This is a genomic window from Amycolatopsis sp. (genome assembly GCF_035276945.1).
In the GTDB taxonomy this organism is placed as follows: Bacteria; Actinomycetota; Actinomycetes; order Mycobacteriales; family Pseudonocardiaceae; genus Amycolatopsis_E.
The window spans coordinates 62,118-83,297 of sequence record NZ_DATELF010000152.1 but is presented as its reverse complement, the minus strand read 5'-3'; the positions used below and the strand labels follow the sequence as shown (position 1 = coordinate 83,297).

The following is a 21,180-nucleotide window of genomic DNA, read 5'->3' as shown; positions in this document are numbered from 1 at the left end:
TCAGGGTCGCACGGCGGGCGCGCGCGGGGTGGTGGCGATGCGGAACCCGAGCCGGCGAGCCCGGGCGTAGATGAGGGCGTTCTGTGTCCCGATGCTCAGCCCGATGGACAGCAGGAGCGAAGCCGAAGTCAGCGCGCCCGCCACGTTGAGCCGGACACCGAGCATGCTCAAACCCACGCGAGTCGCGACAGTGGCCAGCCACAGGAACAGGGTGAGGGTTGTGCCCTTCTGGAAGGCGTAGCCGTCGCGGCTGGTCAGGCTGGTGCTGGCGGACCGGGCTGCGCCGAAGGCGACCAGCAGTACCAGGTCGACGCCCAGGAAGGCGAGCTCTCCGCCGGACGCGCCGGGCAGCGCGTGTACGCAGTTGGCGACGCCGAGAACGACGAGTATGCCCGGGATCAGCGCCAGGCCCCGCACGGTCAGCGTGCTGCCCCGCAACTGCCGGATGACCACCCGCCAGACCACCAGCGCGGCGATCGCGAGATAGAGCAGGATTTCGTTGCCTGACATCGAGTTCGCTCCTGAAGTGGACGTCCCTGACGGGGTCAGGATCGTCCGGTGGGGCCCGCTCGCGCGTCGGCGCGTGGATGGCTCCCGGGTGGATCGGTTTCTCCACCCGCGGGTGGAGAAACCGGGCATCCTAGCGGAGGTCTCCGACGGAAAACGGGTCGCGAAGATCCAAAAGGCCGATTTGTCCACAGTGGCCCGGGTTGTCCACAGTTTTCGGATTCTTCCCCCCACGCGGCCATCGTCTCCCGCACGCTGGTGGCAGACACCCCTTCCGCCAAGCCGCGCCAGGCAAGGCGGCCACTGTTTCCCAACTCGCGAAGGAGCAAGCATGACCACCACGAGTGCCCGGCCGGACAGCGGGATGCTGGTCCGCGTTTCGGACCCGGCCCAGTTGATCGCCGCGGTTCCCCATCTGCTCGGGTTCCGGCCCGCGGATTCGGTCGTCGTGCTCGGCCTCGGCGGAGCCAGCGGGCAGCGGATCGACCCGGTGCTGCGGGCCGATCTTCCTTCCTGCCCCGGGGAAGAAGGCGCGGCCGAGCGGCTGGCGGCTGTTTTCGCCCAGCATTCCGGCAGGGCGGTCGTGATCGTGATCGTCGGCCGCGGTCCCGGCGATCCGCCCGGTCCCGGATGCCTGCCGTACGAAGAATTCGTAAGCGGACTTGGCGCCGCCCTCCGAAGGCGGGGAAGACCGGTCGACCGTGCATTGTGGACGCCGGAGATCCAGGCCGGTGCGCCCTGGGCATCCTATGGCGAGCCGGGACGAGCGGGAGTCGTTCCGGACAACTCGTCGTCCCAGGTGGCCGCGGCGGCGGCCAGTATGGGATTCGTGACCTTCGAGAGCCGTGCGGCGCTGGAAGGGCAGCTCGATCCCGATGACCCGGCCGCCCTGGCCCGGCGGGAGCGGCTCCTGGAGGCCGAGATGGACACGCTTGCCGCTCGTGTCGTTCGCGACCCCGGATGCGCCGAATCCTTCCAAGAGTTGCGGATGGCCCTCGACCAGGCCCGGTATGGCCCTCCGAAGCTTTCGGACGAGCAGATGGTGCGCCTTGGGCTCGCGCTGTTCGAGGGCCCGGTCCGCGACACATGCCTGGCGGCGGCCCTGCCGGCCGGCAGCGAGCGAAGCATGCGGGCCGAGGCGCTGTGGCTGGCGCTGGTCCGGGGTCTGCCCGCGCCGGAACGCGCCGAACCGGCCGCGCTGCTCGGTCATTCTGCCTACGTCAGGGGCGATGGTGTGCTCGCTCGTGCGGCTCTGGAAAACGCGTTGGCCGCCTGCCCCGCGCACACGCTCGCCGAGTTACTCATGCTCTGCCTCGAGCTGGCCTTGCCGCCCGACCGGCTTTCCCGTCTCCATCATCCCGGGGATCTGGGGAAACTGTTCGGCCCACCCACCTGAGCGGGGTCAGGGCTGCCGTGCCGTCAGCTCCCGGGTGAACCGCCAGGCGTCGGTCACGATGCCGTGCAGGTCGGCACGCTCGGGCTTCCAGCCGAGTTCTTCCCTGGCCTTGTCGCTGGCGGCGACCAAGATCGCCGGATCCCCGGCACGGCGCGGTGCCACCACGGCGGGAATGGCGTGGCCGGTGACCTCGCGACAGGTCTCGATCACCTGCCGGACGGAGAATCCGGTTCCATTGCCCAGGTTGTAGATGAGGTGCTCGCCGGGCTTGGCCCGGCCCAGCGCCAGGAGGTGGGCGTCGGCGAGATCGGTGACGTGGATGTAGTCCCGGATCGCGGTGCGGTCCTCGGTGGGGTAGTCGTCGCCGTAGATCTGTACCTGGGCGCGGTCGCCCGTGGCCACTTGCAACACGATCGGAATGAGGTGGGTTTCAGTGGCGTGCCGTTCCCCATAACGCCCGTAGGCACCCGCGACGTTGAAGTACCGCAGGCTCACCGCGGCCAGCCCGTGGGCATTGGCGTAGCTGGTGATGGCGTGGTCGATTGCCAGCTTGGTGGCGCCGTAGGTGTTGGTGGGCCGGGTCGGGGCGGTCTCCGGGATCGGGGACTTCTCCGGCTCGCCGTAGGTGGCCGCGGTCGACGAGAAGACCAGCCGGGGAGCGCCGTGCTCGCGCATCGCGTCCAGCAACCGGATCGCGGTGAACACGTTGCCGCGCCAGTACTTTCCGGGGTCCTGCATCGACTCGCCGACCAGGGACTTCGCCGCGAAGTGCAGCACACCGTCGAAAGCGCCCTTGCGCAGGGTCGCCGCGGTGGCGTCAGCGGCGTCGCCTTCGACGAGGCGGGCACCCTCGGGGACCGCGTCGGCGTGGCCGGTCGACAGGTCGTCCACCACGACGACCTCGTGCCCGGCTTCCAGCAGCCGTGCCGCGCAGACACTGCCGACATAGCCGGCGCCGCCGGTGACGATCAGTTTGAGGGCTTTTCCGGAGCTGGTAGGCATGATGTCGTCGACGCCTTTCTCATTGACGGAAGGAGGTGGTGGCGTTCGCGATTGTGGACCACGGTCCTGTGCGGCCCCGCGCAGGATCAGACGTCACGCCCCGCGCCGGGCGAGGGCACGGCCACGAAGGTCCGTGGCGCCCGCCAGCCTGCCCGCTCGTAGGCCGCGGTGACGGCCTCGTCGACGGTGTCCACAGCGGACTCGGGCACCAACGCGATGGCGGAACCGCCGAACCCGCCACCGGTCATCCGGGCGCCGAGCGCACCGGCCTCCCTGGCGGTCTCCACGGCCAGGTCGAGTTCCGCGGTCGAGACCCGGTAGTCGTCGCGAAGGCTCGTGTGTGAGCCGTCCAGTAGCGGGGCGATCTCGGCGAGCCGCCCGGCGCGCAGCAACTGCACCACGTCGAGCACCCGTTGGTTCTCCGTGACCACATGGCGCGCCAGCGGCCGCAGCTCGGCGGGGAGCCGACTCAACGCCTCGTCGAGGTCGGCGAGCGGGACGTCTCGCAGCGCTTTCAGCCCGAGGATGTCGGCGGCGCGCTCGGTGCCGCGGCGTCGCTCGCCGTAGCCCGACTCGCTGTGGGAGTGCTTGGTGCGCGTGTCGATGACCAGGATTCGCAGGCCCACCGCGGCGGTGTCGAACGGGACCTGCTCGGCCTCGCCGGACCGGACGTCGAGAAAGAGCACGTGCGACTCGGTGCACCGCAGGGAGGCGGTCTGGTCCAGCAGTCCCGTGGGCGCACCGACGAAGTCGTTCTCGACGCGCTGCACCCAGCGGGCGATCTCGGTCCTGTCCTGGGTCCGCCCAGCGGGATCGTCCAGTTCCAGTCCGGCCAGGCCCAGCAGGGCCAAGGCAACAGCGCACTCGAGCGCGTGAGAGGAGGACAGGCCCGCGCCGGTGGGAACGTCACCGGCCAGCACCAGGTCGGCGCCACCGCTGACGCCGTGGTCACGCAGCACCCAGGCCACCCCGGCCGGATACGCCGCCCATCCCTCGATCGCGCCGGGGTGCAGGTCGGGGATCCGGACGGGCTCGGCTTCCTGGAGGCGGCCGTCCGAGCCCAGCGTGGCGACCGTCAGCAGGTCGTCGTCACGAGGTGCGGCCGCGGCGGCCAAGCGGTGTGGAAGGGCGAACGGGAGGACGAAGCCGTCGTTGTAGTCGGTGTGCTCGCCGATCAGGTTCACGCGGCCCGGCGCCGACCAGACACCGGCCGGCGAACGGCCATGCACGGACCGGAATGCCTCGGCGGCTGCGAAGGCCGGTTTCGCGGGCGAGGCTCCCGCGTGCGGTGCGGACGCGGCCGGGCCCAGCGGGCTCTGCTTGTCGTTCAAACCCTCACCACTCCCTGCCGGGAGCGCCCGCTCCCACCACCGTCGAGGTTGCCGCTGCCGTGCTCACCTGGCCTGTGCCAGCACCGCGTGCAGGACCGACATCGGCACCTGCAGGGTGGACCCGTCGCCGGTCACGTCGACCGTACCGCCACCGGTCGCCCTGCCCACCTTCACGGCCCCCCCGGGCACCACCCCGGCGGCCTTGAGGTCCACCATCAGCTTCTCGTCGAGCTGGACGTGCTCGGCGATACGGCGGACCTGGACGCTGCCACCACCAGCGCGGGCGAACTCGTCGAGGCGGATCAGGTCGGCCTCGGCGGGCGGGGCGGGCAGGTCGCCTTCGCCGAGCTTGTCCAAGCCGGGGATGGGGTTGCCGTAGGGCGAGGTGGTCGGGTGGTCGAGCAGCTTGACGAGCTTGCGTTCCACCGCCTCGCTCATCACGTGCTCCCAGTGGCAGGCTTCGGTGTGCACCTGCTCCCACTCCAGCCCGATCACGTCGAGCAGCAGCCGCTCGGCCAGCCGGTGCTTGCGCATCACGGCGGTCGCCAGCTCACGACCATGCTCGGTCAGCTGCAGATGACGGTCGTCGGCCACCTTCACCAGGCCGTCCCGCTCCATACGGGCCACCGTCTGGCTGACCGTCGGCCCGCTCTGCTGCAGGCGCTCCGCGATCCGCGCACGCAGCGGCACGACACCCTCTTCTTCGAGCTCGAAGATGGTCTTCAAGTACATCTCTGTGGTGTCGATGAGATCGTTCACGATATCCCCTTCGTCCGCAGGAATCCATCGTAGTCGCTGGGCATGACAGTTATCCGAGGTGATCGGAGCCGTCCCGACACGAAGACTCACGTGGCTCCCCGCTCCGGGGTTCCACATCGGTCCCGGTGCGCGACTACCATCGGTGTCCATGCAGCCCGCCGTCGTCTGGGATCGCGCACTGCTCGGCTATGACCTCGGCGGTGACCATCCGTTCAACCCCTTGCGCCTGGAGCTGACCATCCGGCTGGCCACCGAGCTCGGTGTGCTCGACGGGGTGCCGTTGTTGGTGCCCGAGCCGGCGAGCGACAGCGAGCTACGGCGGGTGCACGCGGAGGAATACCTGGACGCGGTCAAGCAGGCGCCGCTGGCGGGCTGGGACGTCGGCCACGGGCTGGGCACGGCCGACAACCCGGTGTTCAGCGACATGCACGACTCGTCCGCGCTCGTGGTCGGCTCGACCCTGCTCGCGGTGCGCGAAATCGCTTCGGGGCGGGTGCGGCGCGCGGTGAACATCGCGGGCGGACTGCATCACGCGATGCGCGACCAGGCTTCCGGTTTCTGCGTCTACAACGATTGCGCGGTCGCCATTTCCTGGCTGCTCGAGCATGGTTTCGAGCGGGTCGCCTACATCGACACCGACGTCCACCACGGCGACGGGGTGCAGGCCGCCTTCTACGCCGACCCGCGCGTGCTGACGATTTCGTTGCACCAGCATCCGTTCACACTGTGGCCGGGCACCGGTTATTCGGCCGAGACCGGCACCGGGGAGGCCGCGGGCACCGCGGTGAACATCCCGCTGCCCCCGCGGACCCGGGATGCCGGCTGGCTGCGCGCCTTCAACGCGGTGGTGCCGTCACTCCTCGCCGGGTTCCGGCCGCAGATCCTGGTGACGCAGTGCGGGGTCGACTCGCACGAGGAGGATCCACTGGCCGACCTCTCGCTGTCGGTGGACGGCCACCGCGCGATCTACGCCACCCTGCGCGAACTAGCCGAAAAGCATGCCGGCGGCAAGTGGCTCGCCGTCGGCGGCGGTGGGTACCAGCTGATCCGGGTGGTACCGCGGTCGTGGACCCATCTGCTGGCCACCGTGCTCGACCGGGACGTCAAACCCGCCACTTCGCTGCCGCCGGACTGGGTGAACACGGTGCGTAAGGCGGCGCCGAACGCCGAACTGCCGGCCGAGATGACCGATGGCGCCGACACCGCCTACCGCCGATGGGGCGACGGCGATGCCGATCCGGTGGACAACGCGATCCGGGAAATTCGGCGGGCGGTCTTTCCGTTGCACGACCTGGATCCGGACGATCCAAGGGACTGATCGGCCATGAGCGACGCCTCGGACAGAGTGACCGGGCACCCGGCTCGGGCCGGCGATGGTCGGCCGGATCCCGCACGCGCGCCGTCCGGCGCGCCCGCGCCTGCCGGACGGGGCACGGTCCGGGACAGGCACGGCCCGCGCGACGCGTTCGACTACCCCCGTCACTGGGAAGCCGACGTGGTGCTCGCCGACGGCGGGACCGTCCACTTGCGACCCATCGTGCCCAGCGACTCGGACCGGCTCGTCGCCTTCCATGCCAAGCTGTCCGAGCGCACCCGCTACCTGCGCTACTTCGGCGCCTACCCACGGATCCCGCCGCGCGACCTGGAACGGTTCTCGGTCGTCGACCATTTCGACCGGGTGGCGTTCGTGGCGCTGCTCGGGGACGAGATCGTCGGCGTGGGCCGCTACGAGCGGCTCGAGGGCGGTCCCTCGGCGGAGGTCGCGTTCGTCGTCGACGATCAGCACCAGGGACGCGGGCTGGGTTCGATCCTGCTCGAGCATCTGGCGGCCGCCGCGTCGGAATGCGGGTTGCGGCGGTTCGTGGCCGAGGTGCTGGCGGAGAACGCGGCCATGGTGCGGGTGTTCCGCGACGCCGGGTACCAGGTCAGCCGGGCGCTCGAAGAGGGTGTGCTCCACCTGGAGTTCGACATCGACCCCACGGAGGAGTCCCTGGCCGTGGCGCGCGCCCGCGAGCAGGCCGCGGAGGCACGCAGCGTGCACAACCTGCTGCACCCGAGGTCGGTGGCGGTGATCGGCGCCTCCGCCGATCCCACCAAGGTCGGCTATGTCGCGCTGTCCAACCTGCTGTCGGCGGACTTCGCCGGTCCGGTCTACCCGGTCAACCCCGAGCATCGCTCGGTGCACGGGGTCCGCGCTTATCCGTCCGTTGTGGACATTCCGGATCCGGTGGAGCTCGCCGTCGTGGCCGTGCCGGCGGACCAGGTCGAGTCGGTGCTGGACGGCGCGCTGGCCAAGGGGGTCAAGACGCTGCTGATCGTCAGCGCCGGTTTCGCCGAGGCCGGCCCGCACGGGTTGCACGCCGAGCGGCGGCTGGTGGGCGAGGCGCGGGCGCACGGCATGCGGGTGGTGGGGCCCAACGCGCTGGGTGTGCTCAACACCGACCCGTCGGTGCGGCTCAACGCGACGCTCGCGCCCCGGCTGCCCGTCCGCGGCCGGGCCGGGTTCTTCTGCCAGTCCGGGGCGCTGGGCACGGCGATCCTGGCCGACGCCGAGGCGCGCGGCCTCGGCCTGTCGACGTTCGTCTCGGCCGGCAACCGGGCGGATGTCTCCGGCAACGACCTGCTGCAGTACTGGGAGACCGACCCGGACACCGATCTCGTCCTGCTGTACCTGGAATCCTTCGGTAACCCGCGCAAGTTCGCGAGGCTGGCGCGGCGGCTGGGCCGCACGAAACCGATCGTGGCGGTGAAGTCGGGCAGGCACGCGGTTCGACCGCAGCTGGCCGCCACCTCGGCCGAGATCGACGAGGCCAGTGTGCAGGCGTTGTTCGAGCAGGCCGGCGTGGTGCGGGTGGAAACGCTGGCGCAACTGTTCGACACCGCGCTGGTCTTCGCGCACCAGCCGCTGCCCGCCGGTCCGCGGGTGGGCATCGTCGGCAACTCCAGCGCGATCGGGCTGCTGGCCGCCGACACCGCGCGGGCGCAGGGGCTGCGGCTGGCGTTCGACCCGGTCGACGTGGGTCCGCAGGCCGGGCCCGGCGAGTTCGCCGCCGCGGTGCGCGAGGCCTTGAACTCGCCGGAGACCGACGCGCTGGTGGCGGTCTTCGTGCCGCCGCTGGCGATTCCGGGCACCGCGTACGCGCGGGCGCTGCGGGAGGCGGTGCAGGAGCTCGACCTGCGGAAGCCGATCGTCTCGACCTTCCTCGCGGCCGAGGGCGTGCCCGCCGAACTGGCCGTGAGTGGCAAGGACGGCGCGCCCGGCCAGGGGTCGATCCCGTCGTATCCGAGCCCGGAGCGGGCCGTGAGCGCGCTGGCGAAGGTGGTGCGGTACGCCGCATGGCGGCACCGCCCGCAGGGCAACGTCATCCGCCCGGCAGGCGTGCACACCGAGCGCGCGCAGCAGATCGTGCGGGAGATCCTTGACGAGGGCGACAAGAACATCATGTTGACCGACGACGACGCCGTCCGGTTGCTGGGCTGCTACGGCGTGGACGTGGTGCCGTTCCGCGTGGTGTCCACGGAGGACGGTGCGGTCGCCGCGGCCGCGGAGCTCGGCTACCCGGTCACGGTGAAGACCGTGGACGAGCGGCTGCGTGGCAGGCCCGACCTGGCCGGGGTCCGGCTCGACCTCGGGTCCGAAGACGCCGTGCGCCGCGGCTACCGGGATGTGCGCGAGGTGTCCGGCGATGACGAGGTGTACGTGCAGCGCATGGCGCCCAAGGGGATTTCGTGCTTCATCGGCCTGCAGGACGACCCGTCGTTCGGCACGCTCTTGTCGTTCGGCCTGTCCGGTCTGGTGAGCACGCTCCTCGGCGACCGCGCCTACCGGGCGGTGCCGCTGACCGACGTGGACGCCGTGACGCTGATCCGTGAGCCGAAGAGCGCGCCGCTGCTCACCGGCTACCGCGGTGACGAGCCCGCCGACCTGGCCGCCCTGCAGGACATGGTGCTGCGGGTCAACGCGCTCGCCGAGGACAACCCCGAGGTTCGTTCGCTCACCCTGGACCCCGTGATGGCCTCGCCCGAGGGCGCCTTCGTGGCCAACGCGCGTATCGTGCTCGGCCCGCCACCGGCGCGGCCTGATACCGGCCCCCGCCGCCTGCGGCCCATTCCGGCGGACTGACCGGAGCGCTGTGGCCGCGACGGCGAGAACCGGACAGAATCAGGGGAGGATCGGACCTCCTTGAAGAATGGTGTGTTACGCCCGGCGCCGGATGCGCCAGAACGCGGCGGCGACGCAGAGCGCGATCATGCCGCGAGGTCGGCTTCGGCGCCTTCGTTTCCGTAGACGATGCGCAGCGGGTTGTCCGCGTTGTCCGGTCGCGGCGGCGTTGTGAGCACATAGGACAGTGGCTTGCCGACGTAGTTGGCGTAGGTGGCGCTCGGGACATCGGGCAGGAAACCCGACGCGGAGAACCGGCGCCGTAACGCGATCTTCGCGCCCGCCGCGAGCCAGACCGCCCAGCCGTCATGATCGCGTTCGAGTGGACCATCGGCATCGACACGTAGATGGTGTCCGCACCGGACAGGGCGAAGTGGCCGGCGAGCATCCGGCCGGGAAAGGCGATCTTGCCGCGCGTGCAGCGGACCGCCTTGGGGTCACCGCTGGTGCCCGACGTGAAGATCGGCATCAGCAGGTCGTCCGGCCCGGCCGGAACGGCTTCGAGCGGGGCGGGCGGCGTGTGCAGACCGTCCGGTTCGGACAAACGGGTGTCGCCGAGGTCCAGACCGGCGAGCAGGTGCGCGTACCGCCGTTCCGCCAGCACGAGCCGGCAGTCCGCGAGCCGGACGTCGCGGGCGAGCGCTTCCTCGCGACGGGTGGGGGTTGAGGCCGACAAGCACCGTGCCGGCGAAGGCGCACGCGCCGAGCAGGAACGAGAACTCCGGGAGGTTGTCGGCGAGAACGCCCACGTGCGTCGGCTCGCCGGGCGGGAGCAGTTCCCGTAGCAGGGCCGTGTGGTTCGCGCACTCCCGCACATGCTCTGACCGGGTGTACGTTTGGTCCTCGAAGGCGAGGCCTGGCCGGTCGTCGTCGGCACGCGCGAGCAACAGTTCGGTGACGGTGGAGACGCTCATGTGGGGCCAGCGGCAAGGTGGTCACCGAGCAGCCGCAACTGCGCGGTCGCGCCGCCGAGGGTGAACTCCGTCCGCTTGGCCGCGGTGAAGTACCGGTGCAGCGGGTGGTCCAGGTCGATGCCGACCCCGCCGTGCAGGTGCACCGCGGTGTGCGCGACCCGGTGCCCCGCCTCGGCCGCCCAGTACTTGGCGGTGGCCACCTCGCCCGCCGCGGGCAGGCCCTCGGCCAGCCGCCAGGCCGCCTGCCACAAGGTCAGCCGGACCGCTTCGACGTCCACGTAGGCGTCCGCGAGCCGCTGCCGGACCGCCTGGAACCCGGCGATGGGGTGGCCGAACTGGTTGCGTTCCTTGGTGTACTCGGCGGTGCGCCGCAACGCGCTCTCCAGCACGCCGAGTTGCCGCGCGCACAACCCGACCGTGCCGCGCAGCCGCAACCACTCGTCGACGCCTGCCCCCGGTTCGCCGAGCAGCGTGCCGGGAGCCTCGGAAACGCTGACCAGAGCCGCGTCGGCGTGATCGATCGTGCTCTGCGCCCGCACTTCCGCCTCGTCGATCAGGAACACCGCGACGCCGTCGGCCGTCTCCGCGGGTACCAGGAAACCGTCCGCGAACGCCCCGAACGGCACGGCCGTCTGCGAGCCCGACACCCGCCAGCCGCCCAAGGCCGGGGAGGCGGTGAAGCCGCAGGGTGCCCCGGCGTCCGGCAGGGCCACGGTCAGGACCTTTTCCCCGCGCACGACCGGAACCGCCCAGCGTTCGAGCAGTTCGCCGCCGAATTCGGCCAGCGCGGAGGCCGCCATGGTGACCGTCGGCAGGTACGGCACGGGCGCCACCGCGCGGCCGATCTCGGTCAGCACCGCGCACTGTTCGAGCAGGCCGAACCCACCGCCGACGGGGGACGGCAGCGCGGCGTCGACGATTCCCGCGTTCGCCAGCCGCCGCCACAGCGCCTGGTCGAATCCGCCGGTGCCGTGCCGCCCCAGCGTTTCCGGGGTGACCCGGCCGGTGAGGATCCGCCGGGTCAGCGCGGCGAGCTCGGTCTGCGCCTCGGTCAGCGCGAAATCCATCGTGAGCTCCTATCGGGTTACCGGGAGGGACAGCGCGGTGGCGGCGATGAGGTCGCGCTGGATCTCGTTGGTGCCGCCGCCGAAGGTCAGGATCAGCGCCGACCGGTGGGCGCGTTCCAGCCTGCCGCGCAGCACCGCGCCGGGCGAGTTCTCCCGGACCACCGCCGCCGGGCCGACCACCTCCATCAGCAGCCGGTACGCCTCGATCGCCAGCTCCGTGCCGAAGACCTTGGTCGCCGACGCTTCGGCGGGCCCGAGTTCATGGCGGCCCGCGGCCCAGGCGATCCGCCAGTTCCGCAGCTTGAGGTACTCCGTATGGGCGTGCACGCGGGCCAGGTGCAACCGGACCCACTCGGCGTCGATCACGCGACTCCCGTCGGCCTGCTTGGTCTCCTGCGCCCACCGCCGGACCTCGGCGAGCGCGGACTGGATCGGCGCGGCGGAGGTCAGCGCGACCCGTTCGTGGTTGAGCTGGTTGGTGATCAGCGGCCAGCCCGCGTTCTCGTCGGCGACCCTGGCGGTGACCGGCACGCGAACGTCGGAGTAGTAGGTGGCGCTGGTGCCAGGTCCGGCCACGGTGTGCACCTTCGTCCGGGAGAAGCCGGGCGAGTCGGTCGGCACGATCAGGATGCTCAGCCCCTTGTGCTTCCGCGCGCCGGGATCGGTGCGGACGGCGAGCCACACGTAGTCGGCGTACTCGATCAGGCTCGTCCACATCTTCTGCCCGTTGATCACGTACTCGTCGCCGTCGCGGACCGCCCGGGTGCGCAGCGACGCCAGGTCGGTGCCGGCCTCGGGCTCGGAGTAGCCGATGGAGAAGTGGATCTGCCCGGCGGCGATCCGCGGCAGGTAGAACGCCTTCTGTTCTTCGGTGCCGAAACGCATGATCGTCGGGCCGACGGTGTTGACCGTCAGGAACGGCACGGGCACCCCGGCGACGGCCGCCTCATCGGTGAACACGAGCTGGTCGAGCATGGGCCTGGCCTGCCCGCCATACTCCGGTGGCCACCCCGGTGCGAGCCAGCCGTCCTTGCCCAGTTCGCGCACGACTTCCTTGTATGCCACGCCGTTTCCGTACTCGCCACCCTCTGTGTCATCGCTGGTCAGGGCTTCGCGGCGGTCGGGAGTCATGAGCCGGGCGAAGTAGGCGCGCAGCTCGTCGCGCAGCTGTTCCTGCTCTGGCGTGTAGCTGATACGCACCGTTGCTCCTTTTCCTCGCGGGCCGCCCGAGGCTAGCCTAGAACAGGTTCTAAAAATAGTCGCGCGCGGCGTGCCCGCCGGGGTGACGGCGGGCCGGCGGGCGGGAGGGAGGTCGTGATGAAGGTCGGCGTTGACCGGATGCTGTGCGAGGCCAACGGGGTGTGTGTTTCGTTCGCGCCCGCCGTGTTCGAGCTGGATGATGACGAGGAGCTGGTGATCCGGCAGTCCGAAGTGCCTGTCAAATAAGTAGAACGTGTTACCCAAGTTGTGCTGTCATGTCCGAGGAATGCACTGTTCATCGCGGACTGACTGAGTCTTGCTGATAACAAGAACAAATTCTAGTCTTTGTCGTGAGAGGCGGGCCAGGGGTGGCTCGCTCGCGCCAGCGTCAGGTGGTGACCATCGATTGGATCGGGTGCCGGAACTGCGGGAACGGGCCGCGATCGTCACCGGGGCCGGGGCGGGACTGGGGCGCGCCGAGGCGCTCGCCCTGGCCGCGGCCGGGGCTTCCGTGGTGGTCAACGACGTCTCCGAGGCGGCGGGCAGCGTCGTCGAGGAGATCGAGGCAGTGGGCGGGAAGGCGTTGCTGGTCGCCGGTGACGTGTCCGAGCGTGCTACCGCGGACGCTCTGGTCGCCGCGGCCCTGGATCACTTCGGCGGCCTGCACATCCTGGTCAACAACGCGGGAGTGCTCCGCGACCGGATGCTGTTCTCGATGTCCGACGAGGACTGGGACACCGTCATCCGGGTGCATCTGCGCGGACATTTCCTGCTGTCCCGCAACGCCAGTGCGCACTGGCGGGAAAAGTCCAAAACGGAGGGAAGGCCGATGTACGGGCGGGTGGTCAACACCGCGTCCGAGGCGTTCCTGTTCGGCGCGCCAGGTCAGCCGAACTATGCCGCGGCGAAGGCCGGGATCGCCGCGCTCACCGTGGCGACCGCTCGCGGCTGTGCCCGCTACGGCGTGCGCGCGAACGCGATCTGCCCAAGAGCCAGGACCGCGATGACGGCGGAGGTCTTCGGCCCGGCGCCCGGAGAGGGCGAGGACCCGCTGTCGGTCGACCATGTCGCGCCGTTCGTCGTGTTCCTGGCCGGGCCGGCGGCCGAGAAGATCAACGGGCAAGTCTTCGTGGTGCACGGCGGACGTGTCGCCCTCGTGCGCCCGCCCTCGGCGGAGCGGATCTGGAGCCTGGACCAACTCGACGCGACCGCCGCCTATTTCGACGACCACGACGAAATGTTCGCAGCCAAAGAAGGGGAACTCCTATGACCCTCACCGTGCAACCGCACCGCGAGGCGGTCGGCCTCAAGGCCGGCCGGCTCTATATCGACGGCCAGTGGACCGCGGCCAATGGCACCTGGACCCACCGCCACCCGGCGACCGGTGAGGTCATCGGCGAGTTCGCCGTGGCGACGAGGTCGGAGGTGGACGCCGCGGTCGCCGCCGCCCGTACCGCCTTCGAGTCGGGCGCCTGGTCGAACTCCCGCGCGAACACCCGGATCGCGCTGCTGCACCGGTACGCCGACCTCCTGCGCGAGCACGCCGAGGAGTTGCGTGCGTTGCAGGCGCTGGACAACTCCGTGCCGCTGTCGTTCGGCAGCATCTACGCGATCTCAGTAGGTGCGGCGGCGGACGTGTTCGACCACCACGCCGGCTGGGTGGACAAGCTCGGCGGGCAGACGCTGCCGCCGTACCAGGGCGGCGACCACCTCGCGATGACCTTCCGCGAGCCGCTCGGCGTGGTCGCGGCGATCCTGCCGTGGAACGCGCCGTTCCTGCTGTTCGCGCAGAAGGTGGCGCCCGCACTGGCGGCGGGCTGCACGATCGTGCTGAAGCCCTCGGAGTACGCGACCTTCACCGTGCTGCGCATGGTCGAACTGCTGGTGGAAGCCGGGCTTCCGGCCGGCACGCTCAACGTGGTGACCGGCCCGGGCGACCCGGTCGGCGAGGCGCTGATCACGCATCCGGACGTGGACAAGGTCAGCTTCACCGGCTCGCGGGCGGTCGGCAAGCGGATCGTCGAGGCGTCCGCGGGCACGCTCAAGCGGGTGTCGCTGGAGCTTGGCGGGAAGAGCCCGGCACTGGTCTTCGCCGACGCGCCCAACATCGGGCTGGCCGCCGCGATCGTGGTCGGCGCGGTCACCATGGGCCTGTCCGGGCAGGCCTGCGTCGCCAACACACGCGCGCTCGTACACCGCGACGTCTACGACGAGTTCCTGGGTGCCGCGCAGGGCATGGCCTCGACGATCACCTACGGCGACCCGTTCGACCCCGGCGTGCTCGCCTGCCCGCTGATCAACGAGCGGCAACTCGAGCGGGTGCTCGGCTACATCGAGAAGGGCAAGGAGGAGGGTCGCCTGGTGACAGGTGGTGAGCGGCTCGGTGGCGACCTGGCGGCAGGCAACTTCGTCGGCCCGACGATCTTCGCCGACGTGGACAACTCGGCCACCATCGCCCAGGAGGAGATCTTCGGCCCGGTGCTGGCCGTGGTCCCGTTCTCCGACGAGGAGGAGGCGGTCCGGCTGGCCAACGACACCGAGTACGGTCTCGGCGCCGGACTGTTCACCGCGGACGTGCAGCGCGCGTTCCGTGTCTCGCGTAGGCTCCGCGCGGGCACGGTCGGGATCAACGGTTTCCAGATCGAGCCACACCTGCCCTTCGGTGGCTTCAAGCAGTCGGGGCTCGGCCGCGAGGGTGGTGACTCCTCGATCGAGGCCTACACCGAACTCAAGAGCGTGTTCATGCCACTGACCGACGAGATGATGTGACATGGGCAGGCTGGACGGCAAGGCCGCGCTGATCACCGGCGCGGCCCGCGGGCAGGGCGCGGCCGCGGCGAGGCGGTTCGTCGCCGAGGGCGCGCGGGTGATGATCGCCGATGTCAACGACGACGAGGGCAAGGCGCTCGCCGGTGAGCTCGGCGCGATCTACCAGCGTCTCGACGTCTCCGAGGAGGCCGGGTGGGCGGCGGCGGTGGACCGGGCCGTCGACGAGTTCGGAACCGTCAACGTCCTGGTCAACAACGCCGGTATCCTGCATTTTTCGGAGCTGGCCAAGACCCGTCTCGAGGACTACGAGCGCGTGGTCAAAGTGAATCAGATCGGTACGTTTCTCGGGATGCGTTCGGTCGTTGAACCGATGGAACGCGCCGGTGGCGGTTCGATCGTCAATGTGTCCTCTGTGGAGGGTTTGGCCGGGATGCCGTTTCTCGTCGCCTACACCGCGAGCAAGTTCGCGATCCGGGGCATGACGAAGGTCGCCGCGCTCGAACTGGGTGCCAAGGGGATCCGGGTCAACTCGGTCCATCCGGGAATGATCGACACGAAAATGGTGCAGGATGCCGCCGGCGGTGCGGAAATCGACCTGTCGTGGGTGGGCAGGAAGGTGGCGCTGGGCCGGGTCGGGCAACCGGAGGAGATCGCGGATCTGGTCGTCTTCCTCGCCAGTGACGAAAGCTCGTACTGTACGGGCGCGGAGTTCGTCGCCGACGGGGGCGCGACGGCGACTCACGCGCTCAGGATCTAGCAGGTCCACCCGGACTCGACCACGCGTGAACACCGTTTATAGAAAGCGCTGTCACGCGGTGGAGCAGGACAAGGCGACGAAGCTTTGCCGGCGGAGGTGTCATGAGTACTCGCGAGCGGGCATTTTTTGGCGCCTCCGCGCTGGCCCAGGTCGGGCGGCTGTCGACGCTGGGCTGGGAGGTGCTGCGCGCGGTCCCGCGCCGGCCGTTCCAGTTCCGCGAATGGATCCAGCAGTGCTGGTTCATCGCGAGCGTGACCATTCTGCCCACCGCGCTGGTGGCGATCCCTTTCGGCGCGGTGATCGCGTTGCAGCTCGGCTCGCTCACCCAGCAGATCGGTGCCCAGTCGTTCACCGGTGCGGCGAGCGCGCTGGCCATCGTCCAGCAGGCGTCGCCGCTGATCACCGCGCTGCTGGTGGCCGGAGCGGGCGGAAGTGCGGTCTGTGCCGACATAGGCGCGCGCAAGATCAGGGAAGAGATTGCTCGCCGCCATGGTGGTGTCGGTCCTGCTCAACGGCCTGGTGAGCGTGGTCGGTGTGCTCGGCGGCTACTTCTTCGAACGGCGAAGGGCATCTGGGGCTGGTGCTCAACTTCTTCGATCCGCATTCCTGCACCAAGGGTTATGAGACGACACGGCAGCGCCCGGGCAGCGCGACCAGCGAGATCCCGGCGAACAGGGTGGCTTACTGCGCCGAGCCCTCGGGTAGCGCCACCGATGTGCGGGGCGCGGAGAACGCGCCTTATGCCGGGAAGCCTGTCTCTCCGGCACAGCCGCGGACTTCCCCGGCGTCTCCGGCGCCTCCGGCGGGGCGGGCCGCGGCCCAGCAGGCTCAGTTGCCCGGCCTGCTCGGGCTCGGTTCGGGCGACCCGGCGCCGGGGATCGGCCAGTTGCTGGGACTGCCGTGACCACGCGACTGCTCGGGGTACTGGCGGTGGTGGCGGTGCTCGTGGCGGGCTGGTCCGGGTCGTCGTGGTGGCGGGCCGCGCATGACGACTTCGCCACGCGGGCGCGGGACCGGGACGCCGTGCTGGCCTCGGCCTCGGACGCGCTCGTCGCGCTGAACACCATCGACTATCGCGACGCGAGGCCGTCGGTGGACCGGTGGATCCAGGTCACCACCGGCCCGTTGGGCCGGAACCTCAGCGGTGACCGGCAACTGCACCTCGACCGCGCGACCGCGAGCAGGACCGAGGCGAGCGCGACCCTCAACCAGGCGGTCGTCACCGAACTCCACGGCGACACCGCGCGGGTGATCGCCGTGCTGGACGTCCGGTCGAGCACGAACGGCGCGGCGCCTTCGTCGAGCCGCACCCGGCTCAAGGCCGAACTGACGCGCACCGCCGAGGCTGGACGGTCGACAACGTACAGGCGGCCGCATGAACTTGTCTCGCCTCGCCTCCCGTCAGGCCACCGTGCCGTCGGTGCTGACGGCGATCATTGTGCTGGCGGCCGGGTTCGCCGTGTGGGAATGGCTGGCGGCACGCGCCCTGCACACCGGTAACGTTGCCGTGGCGGACACCGCGGCCACCACGGAGGTCACCGGCCAGGTGGGCGCCGCGGTCAAACGGATCTTTTCCTACGACTACGGCAACCTCGACCGGACGGAACGCGCGGCGTCCAGCGCCCTCGTCGACGCGGCCGTTTCCCAGTACCAGGCCGGTTTCGCCGCCGCGAAGGACCAGGTCACCAGCCGGAAACTGGTCCGTACCACCACCATCGGCTCGATCGGCGTGCGCGAACTCCGCGGTGACTCCGCGCGGCTGCTCCTCTTCCTCGACCAGCAGACGGTGGACACCACGACCAACCAGCAAACCTCGTCGACCGCCGCGCTCGAGGTGAACGCCCGGAAAATCGACGGCGCCTGGAAGATCGCCAACCTGGCGGCGCTGTGAGGGGCGGCTTCTCCGCGACGCGTCAGGATTCCCGCCAACGAGTTGGTTCGGCACCGTACTCCGTCACGAACGTGCCTTTCGACTGCGGCGTGACGACCAACTTCCATTCCCCGGAGCAAGTCGGTCGCACGCCGCGCCGTTGGCTAGCCTGTCCGGCATGGCGCGGTGGACGGTTGGGGACCTGAATGAGACCGAACGCGAGTTGATTCAGGCCGTACTGACCGGTCACCGGCTGGATTTCACCGGTGCCGAGGAGATGCCCGAGATCCGTGGTGAGCTCATTCGCCGGATCATGCTCGACAGGTTCGACTGGCCAGGTGGCGGCAGCCCTGACCCGCGGGGCATCCGGCTGCGCGGGGCCCGGCTCGCCGGTGGCCTCGATCTCGCCGAAATCGAGTCGGCGTTGCCGTTGGCCCTCATCGACTGCCACATCGGCGAACCGGTCCGGCTCCGGGGCGCCAAATTGTCCACTGTGGACTTGTCTGGTCTGGTCGCACCCCGCCTGGCCGCCGAGGAGACGACCATCGAGCGGAGTCTCACCCTGCGCGACGCCCGGCTCGGTGGTGGTCCGTACCTCACCGTCCACCTCGGCGGCGCCCGGATCGGTGGGGTGGTCAACTTCAGCGGCGCGCACCTGGTGAACCCGGACGGGGCGGCGCTTCAGGCGAGCAATCTGCGCGTGGGTGGAGGCGTGTTCCTCAACCGTGGCTTCCTGGCCGAGGGCACTGGTGAACTGGGCGCGGTGCGGCTGCCCGGAGCAGTCATCGGCACGATGCTCAACCTCTCCGGCGCCACCATCCGCAACCCGGAAGGCCCCGCGCTCGTCGCCGACTACCTGCACACCGGAAGCAACGTGATGCTCGGCGACGGCTTTCGGGCCGAAGGCAGGCGAGACTCGGGCACCGTGCGCCTCATCGGCGCGCGCGTCGGCGGGCAACTGGTATGCGAAGGCGGCCAAGCGCACGCCGCCGAACCCACCGATATCGCCTTCAACCTGGCCCAGGCGCGCGTGGCCGGGGACCTGCTGCTGCCCGCGTCGTTCGCCGCGGGCATGCTCGACCTCACCGGCCTGACCTATCAGGGCGAACCCAGGGGCGCGACCCTCCCCGAATGGCTCGACATGCTCGCCCACCGGACGAGCTACTACGCGAGCCAGCCCTATTTCCAGCTCGCCGCCGCACACGCGGGCGCCGGGCACGAGCGGAACGTGCGGCGGATCCACATCGCCCGCCAGAAGGACCTTCTCCGGCGCGGCGACCTCGGCCTCTGGGGTCGCGTCTGGCACCGGATCACCGGGCTGACGGTCGGCTACGGCCATCGGCCCGGCGTCGCGCTGCTCTGGCTGATCGGCACGCTCGCCATGTCGGTCTTCCTCACCGTCTTCGCGGGCATGGCCGGGTTGCTCGGCCGGTGTTCGGTCGTCGAGCAGATCGGAACCGCTTTCAACGCGGCGACCCCGCTGGTCAAGGCCGACAACCAGCGGTGCGTGGTCGATGCCGGCCGAGGGCTGGGTCAGGCGGTCTTGGCCACGAGTTGGGTGCTGCAGGTGCTGAGCTGGGCCTTCCTCACCCTCTTCGTCGCCGGGTTCACCGGCTTGATGCGGAGGTCGTCCTGAATTACCTTAATTACTTCGCGTAGAGGTTTTCGATGGCGTCCGCGTAGTTCTTGCTCACCACGTTGCGCTTGAGCTTGAGGCTCGGCGTGATCTCCCCGTTGGCCTCGGTGAAGTCGTGACCCAGGATGACGAACTTCCTGATCGCCTCCGCGTGCGAAACCTGCTTGTTCGCTTCGTCGATCGCGGCCTGGACGTCCGCGTGCAGGTCCGGGTCCCCGGCGAGATCGGCGACGCTCGCCTCGGCCGGCTTGCCGTGCTGCGACTTCCAGGCGGGGAAGAACTCCTCGTCGATGGTGACCAGCGCGCCGATGAAGGGACGGCGGTCACCGACCACCATCGCCTGGCTGATCAGCGGGTGCGCGCGCACGGTGTCCTCGAGCCCGGACGGGGAGACGTTCTTGCCGCCCGCGGTCACGATGATCTCCTTCTTGCGGCCGGTGATCCGCAGGAACCCGTCGTCGTCGAGCTCACCGAGATCGCCGGTGTGGAACCAGCCGTCCTCCAGGGCCTCCTTGGTCGCGTCCTCGTCGTTGAAGTACGCGCCGGACACGACATCGCCCTTGAGCAGCACCTCGCCGTCCTCGGCGATGCGGACCGAGGTGCCAGCCACCGGCCTGCCGACCGTGCCGACCTTGAACGCCGACTCCGTGTTGACGTTGGCCGCCGCGGAGGTCTCGGTCAGGCCGTAGCCCTCGAACACCGGCACGCCGATCCCGCGGAAGAAATGCGCCAGCCGCGCGCCCAGCGGCGCGCCACCCGACACCGCCGCGACGCACCGGCCGCCGAGCGCGGCCCGCAACTTGCCGTAGACCAGTTTGTCGAACAGGAAGTGCTGGGCCATGAGCAACAGCCCGGCCCCACCCTTGGCCTTGGCCTCGCTGTAGGCGACGGCGGTCCGCTCGGCGAGGTCGAAGATCGCGCCCTTGCCCTCGCTGTGCGCCTTCTGCTTCGCGGTGTTGTAGACCTTTTCGAACACACGCGGCACGGCCACCACGAACGTCGGCCGGAACGTGCCGAGGTCGGCGACCAGGTTCTTCACGTCCGCGGTGTGGCCGAGGGTGACCCGGGAGGCCAGGGCGGTCAGCGCGATGGCGCGGGCCAGCACGTGGGCCAGCGGCAGGAAGCACAGCAGCGAGTTGCCCTGCTCCATCAGCCGCGGGAACGCGTCGATGTCGGCGCGGACCTCGGCGAGCAGGTTGCGGTGCGTCAGCTCCACGCCCTTGGGACGGCCGGTCGTGCCGGAGGTGTAGACGATCGTGGCCAGCGATCCCGCTTCCACCAGGCGGCGGCGCTCGTACACGGCGTCGTCGGCGAGCTTCGCGCCCAGCGCGGTCAGCTCGTCGATCGCCGCGTTTTCGATCTCCCAGGCATAGGCCAGGCCGTTCAGCCGGTCGCGCACCTCGTCCACCGCGGCGAGATGCTCACCGGTCTCCACGAACACGGCCCTGGCACCGGAGTCCGACAGGATCCAATGCGCCTGTTCGGGTGAAGAGGTCTCGTAGATCGGCACCGTGACGGCCCCGGCCGCCCAGATGGCGAAGTCGATCAGGGTCCACTCGTAGCGGGTCCTGGACATCAGGCCGACCCGGTCGCCCCGCTCGATCCCGGCCTCGATCAGGCCCTTCGCCACGGCGAGCACCTGGGCCGCGAATTCACGGGCGGTCACATCCAGCCAGGATCCGTCGACCTGCCGGCGGAAGCTGATCGCCTCACCGAACCGCTCCGCGTTCGCGAACACGATGTCGGCGAGATTCTCGTCGTCGGCGACCGGCTTTGCCGCCGGGGCGCTGTATTCGCGCACGGGAGACCT

The 21,180-nt window shown here is 70.1% G+C and carries 18 protein-coding genes and 2 pseudogenes; 12 read left to right on the top strand and 8 right to left on the bottom strand.

Translation table 11 applies throughout. From position 1 onward, the window contains the following. Positions 1-510 (bottom strand): hypothetical protein, encoded by a 510-nt coding sequence (locus tag VJT49_RS26815; protein WP_324167691.1) that lies wholly within the window; start codon positions 508-510, stop codon positions 1-3. 328 nt (positions 511-838) lie between these two features. Between VJT49_RS26815 and VJT49_RS26810 the strand changes: the two genes are divergently transcribed. Continuing rightward, on the top strand, positions 839-1,903 hold the full coding sequence (locus VJT49_RS26810) for a DUF4192 domain-containing protein (protein ID WP_324167690.1): 1,065 nt from the start codon (positions 839-841) through the stop codon (positions 1,901-1,903). Between the two features lie 6 nt (positions 1,904-1,909). Here the strand turns inward: VJT49_RS26810 and galE are convergent, their stop codons facing one another. The 3 genes from galE to VJT49_RS26795 form a co-directional block, all read right to left on the bottom strand. Then, entirely contained in the window at positions 1,910-2,905 is a 996-nt protein-coding gene (gene galE / locus VJT49_RS26805; protein WP_324167689.1) for a UDP-glucose 4-epimerase GalE, read from the bottom strand. A gap of 86 nt (positions 2,906-2,991) precedes the next feature. Beyond that, entirely contained in the window at positions 2,992-4,215 is a 1,224-nt protein-coding gene (gene galK / locus VJT49_RS26800; protein WP_324167784.1) for a galactokinase, read from the bottom strand. A gap of 84 nt (positions 4,216-4,299) precedes the next feature. Continuing rightward, positions 4,300-4,995 (bottom strand): metal-dependent transcriptional regulator, encoded by a 696-nt coding sequence (locus tag VJT49_RS26795; protein ID WP_324167688.1) that lies wholly within the window; start codon positions 4,993-4,995, stop codon positions 4,300-4,302. A gap of 148 nt (positions 4,996-5,143) precedes the next feature. Here VJT49_RS26795 and VJT49_RS26790 point away from each other — a divergent pair, with 148 nt between their 5' ends. Together VJT49_RS26790 and VJT49_RS26785 are read left to right on the top strand one after the other, a co-directional pair. Continuing rightward, a complete protein-coding gene (locus tag VJT49_RS26790; protein ID WP_324167687.1) occupies positions 5,144-6,313 on the top strand; it encodes an acetoin utilization protein AcuC in 1,170 nt (389 codons plus the stop codon). A 6-nt stretch (positions 6,314-6,319) separates the two neighbouring features. After that, the gene (locus tag VJT49_RS26785; protein WP_324167686.1) at positions 6,320-9,118 is read left to right on the top strand and encodes a GNAT family N-acetyltransferase; all 2,799 of its coding nucleotides are present in this window, start codon (positions 6,320-6,322) and stop codon (positions 9,116-9,118) included. Positions 9,119-9,246: 128 nt separating this feature from the next. Here the strand turns inward: VJT49_RS26785 and VJT49_RS26780 are convergent. The 3 genes and pseudogenes from VJT49_RS26780 to VJT49_RS26770 form a co-directional block, all read right to left on the bottom strand. Beyond that, positions 9,247-10,071, bottom strand: a pseudogene (locus VJT49_RS26780) (AMP-binding protein); the annotation flags it as partial. Next, positions 10,068-11,138 carry an acyl-CoA dehydrogenase family protein gene (locus tag VJT49_RS26775; protein ID WP_324167685.1) on the bottom strand — a complete coding sequence of 357 codons (1,071 nt, stop codon included), beginning with the start codon at positions 11,136-11,138 and terminating at the stop codon, positions 10,068-10,070. The gene VJT49_RS26775 and the pseudogene VJT49_RS26780, both read right to left, overlap by 4 nt. Positions 11,139-11,147: 9 nt before the next feature. Beyond that, entirely contained in the window at positions 11,148-12,338 is a 1,191-nt protein-coding gene (locus VJT49_RS26770) for an acyl-CoA dehydrogenase family protein (RefSeq protein WP_324167684.1), read from the bottom strand. A 117-nt stretch (positions 12,339-12,455) separates the two neighbouring features. Here VJT49_RS26770 and VJT49_RS26765 point away from each other — a divergent pair, with 117 nt between their 5' ends. From VJT49_RS26765 to VJT49_RS26725, 9 genes and pseudogenes are all read left to right on the top strand, one after another. Beyond that, the gene (locus tag VJT49_RS26765; protein ID WP_414636096.1) at positions 12,456-12,584 is read left to right on the top strand and encodes a ferredoxin; all 129 of its coding nucleotides are present in this window, start codon (positions 12,456-12,458) and stop codon (positions 12,582-12,584) included. A 178-nt stretch (positions 12,585-12,762) separates the two neighbouring features. After that, positions 12,763-13,608 carry an SDR family NAD(P)-dependent oxidoreductase gene (locus VJT49_RS26760; RefSeq protein ID WP_324167783.1) on the top strand — a complete coding sequence of 282 codons (846 nt, stop codon included), beginning with the start codon at positions 12,763-12,765 and terminating at the stop codon, positions 13,606-13,608. Next, positions 13,605-15,107, top strand: coding sequence for an aldehyde dehydrogenase family protein (locus VJT49_RS26755; protein WP_324167683.1), 1,503 nt, complete (start codon positions 13,605-13,607; stop codon positions 15,105-15,107). The genes VJT49_RS26760 and VJT49_RS26755 overlap by 4 nt, the downstream gene beginning before the upstream one ends. A gap of 1 nt (position 15,108) precedes the next feature. After that, entirely contained in the window at positions 15,109-15,864 is a 756-nt protein-coding gene (locus VJT49_RS26750) for a glucose 1-dehydrogenase (protein ID WP_324167682.1), read from the top strand. A 101-nt stretch (positions 15,865-15,965) separates the two neighbouring features. Next, positions 15,966-16,419, top strand: a pseudogene (locus VJT49_RS26745) (MlaE family ABC transporter permease); the annotation flags it as partial. Beyond that, complete coding sequence (locus VJT49_RS26740; protein WP_414636100.1) at positions 16,397-16,768, top strand: hypothetical protein; 372 nt, start codon at positions 16,397-16,399, stop codon at positions 16,766-16,768. The pseudogene VJT49_RS26745 and the gene VJT49_RS26740, both read left to right, overlap by 23 nt. Further along, positions 16,765-17,364, top strand: a complete 600-nt coding sequence (locus VJT49_RS26735; RefSeq protein WP_324167681.1) for a hypothetical protein — start codon at positions 16,765-16,767, stop codon at positions 17,362-17,364. Before VJT49_RS26740 ends, VJT49_RS26735 begins: the two co-directional genes overlap by 4 nt. Further along, on the top strand, positions 17,285-17,755 hold the full coding sequence (locus VJT49_RS26730) for a hypothetical protein (RefSeq protein ID WP_324167680.1): 471 nt from the start codon (positions 17,285-17,287) through the stop codon (positions 17,753-17,755). The genes VJT49_RS26735 and VJT49_RS26730 overlap by 80 nt, the downstream gene beginning before the upstream one ends. A 157-nt stretch (positions 17,756-17,912) precedes the next feature. Further along, on the top strand, positions 17,913-19,370 hold the full coding sequence (locus VJT49_RS26725; RefSeq protein WP_324167679.1) for a hypothetical protein: 1,458 nt from the start codon (positions 17,913-17,915) through the stop codon (positions 19,368-19,370). Positions 19,371-19,380: 10 nt separating this feature from the next. Here the strand turns inward: VJT49_RS26725 and VJT49_RS26720 are convergent, their stop codons facing one another. Next, entirely contained in the window at positions 19,381-21,171 is a 1,791-nt protein-coding gene (locus tag VJT49_RS26720) for a long-chain fatty acid--CoA ligase (RefSeq protein ID WP_324167678.1), read from the bottom strand. Between the last annotated feature and the right edge of the window lie 9 nt (positions 21,172-21,180).

What these genes read in the sequence shown, in the direction of transcription:
- VJT49_RS26765 (WP_414636096.1), top strand. Translation starts at nt 12,456, where the DNA reads ATGAAGGTCGGCGTTGACCGGATGCTGTGCGAGGCCAACGGGGTGTGT.
- galE (WP_324167689.1), bottom strand. Translation starts at nt 2,905, where the DNA reads ATGCCTACCAGCTCCGGAAAAGCCCTCAAACTGATCGTCACCGGCGGC.
- VJT49_RS26755 (WP_324167683.1), top strand. Translation starts at nt 13,605, where the DNA reads ATGACCCTCACCGTGCAACCGCACCGCGAGGCGGTCGGCCTCAAGGCC.
- VJT49_RS26810 (WP_324167690.1), top strand. Translation starts at nt 839, where the DNA reads ATGACCACCACGAGTGCCCGGCCGGACAGCGGGATGCTGGTCCGCGTT.
- VJT49_RS26790 (WP_324167687.1), top strand. Translation starts at nt 5,144, where the DNA reads ATGCAGCCCGCCGTCGTCTGGGATCGCGCACTGCTCGGCTATGACCTC.
- VJT49_RS26725 (WP_324167679.1), top strand. Translation starts at nt 17,913, where the DNA reads ATGGCGCGGTGGACGGTTGGGGACCTGAATGAGACCGAACGCGAGTTG.
- VJT49_RS26785 (WP_324167686.1), top strand. Translation starts at nt 6,320, where the DNA reads ATGAGCGACGCCTCGGACAGAGTGACCGGGCACCCGGCTCGGGCCGGC.
- VJT49_RS26775 (WP_324167685.1), bottom strand. Translation starts at nt 11,138, where the DNA reads ATGGATTTCGCGCTGACCGAGGCGCAGACCGAGCTCGCCGCGCTGACC.
- VJT49_RS26750 (WP_324167682.1), top strand. Translation starts at nt 15,109, where the DNA reads ATGGGCAGGCTGGACGGCAAGGCCGCGCTGATCACCGGCGCGGCCCGC.
- VJT49_RS26815 (WP_324167691.1), bottom strand. Translation starts at nt 510, where the DNA reads ATGTCAGGCAACGAAATCCTGCTCTATCTCGCGATCGCCGCGCTGGTG.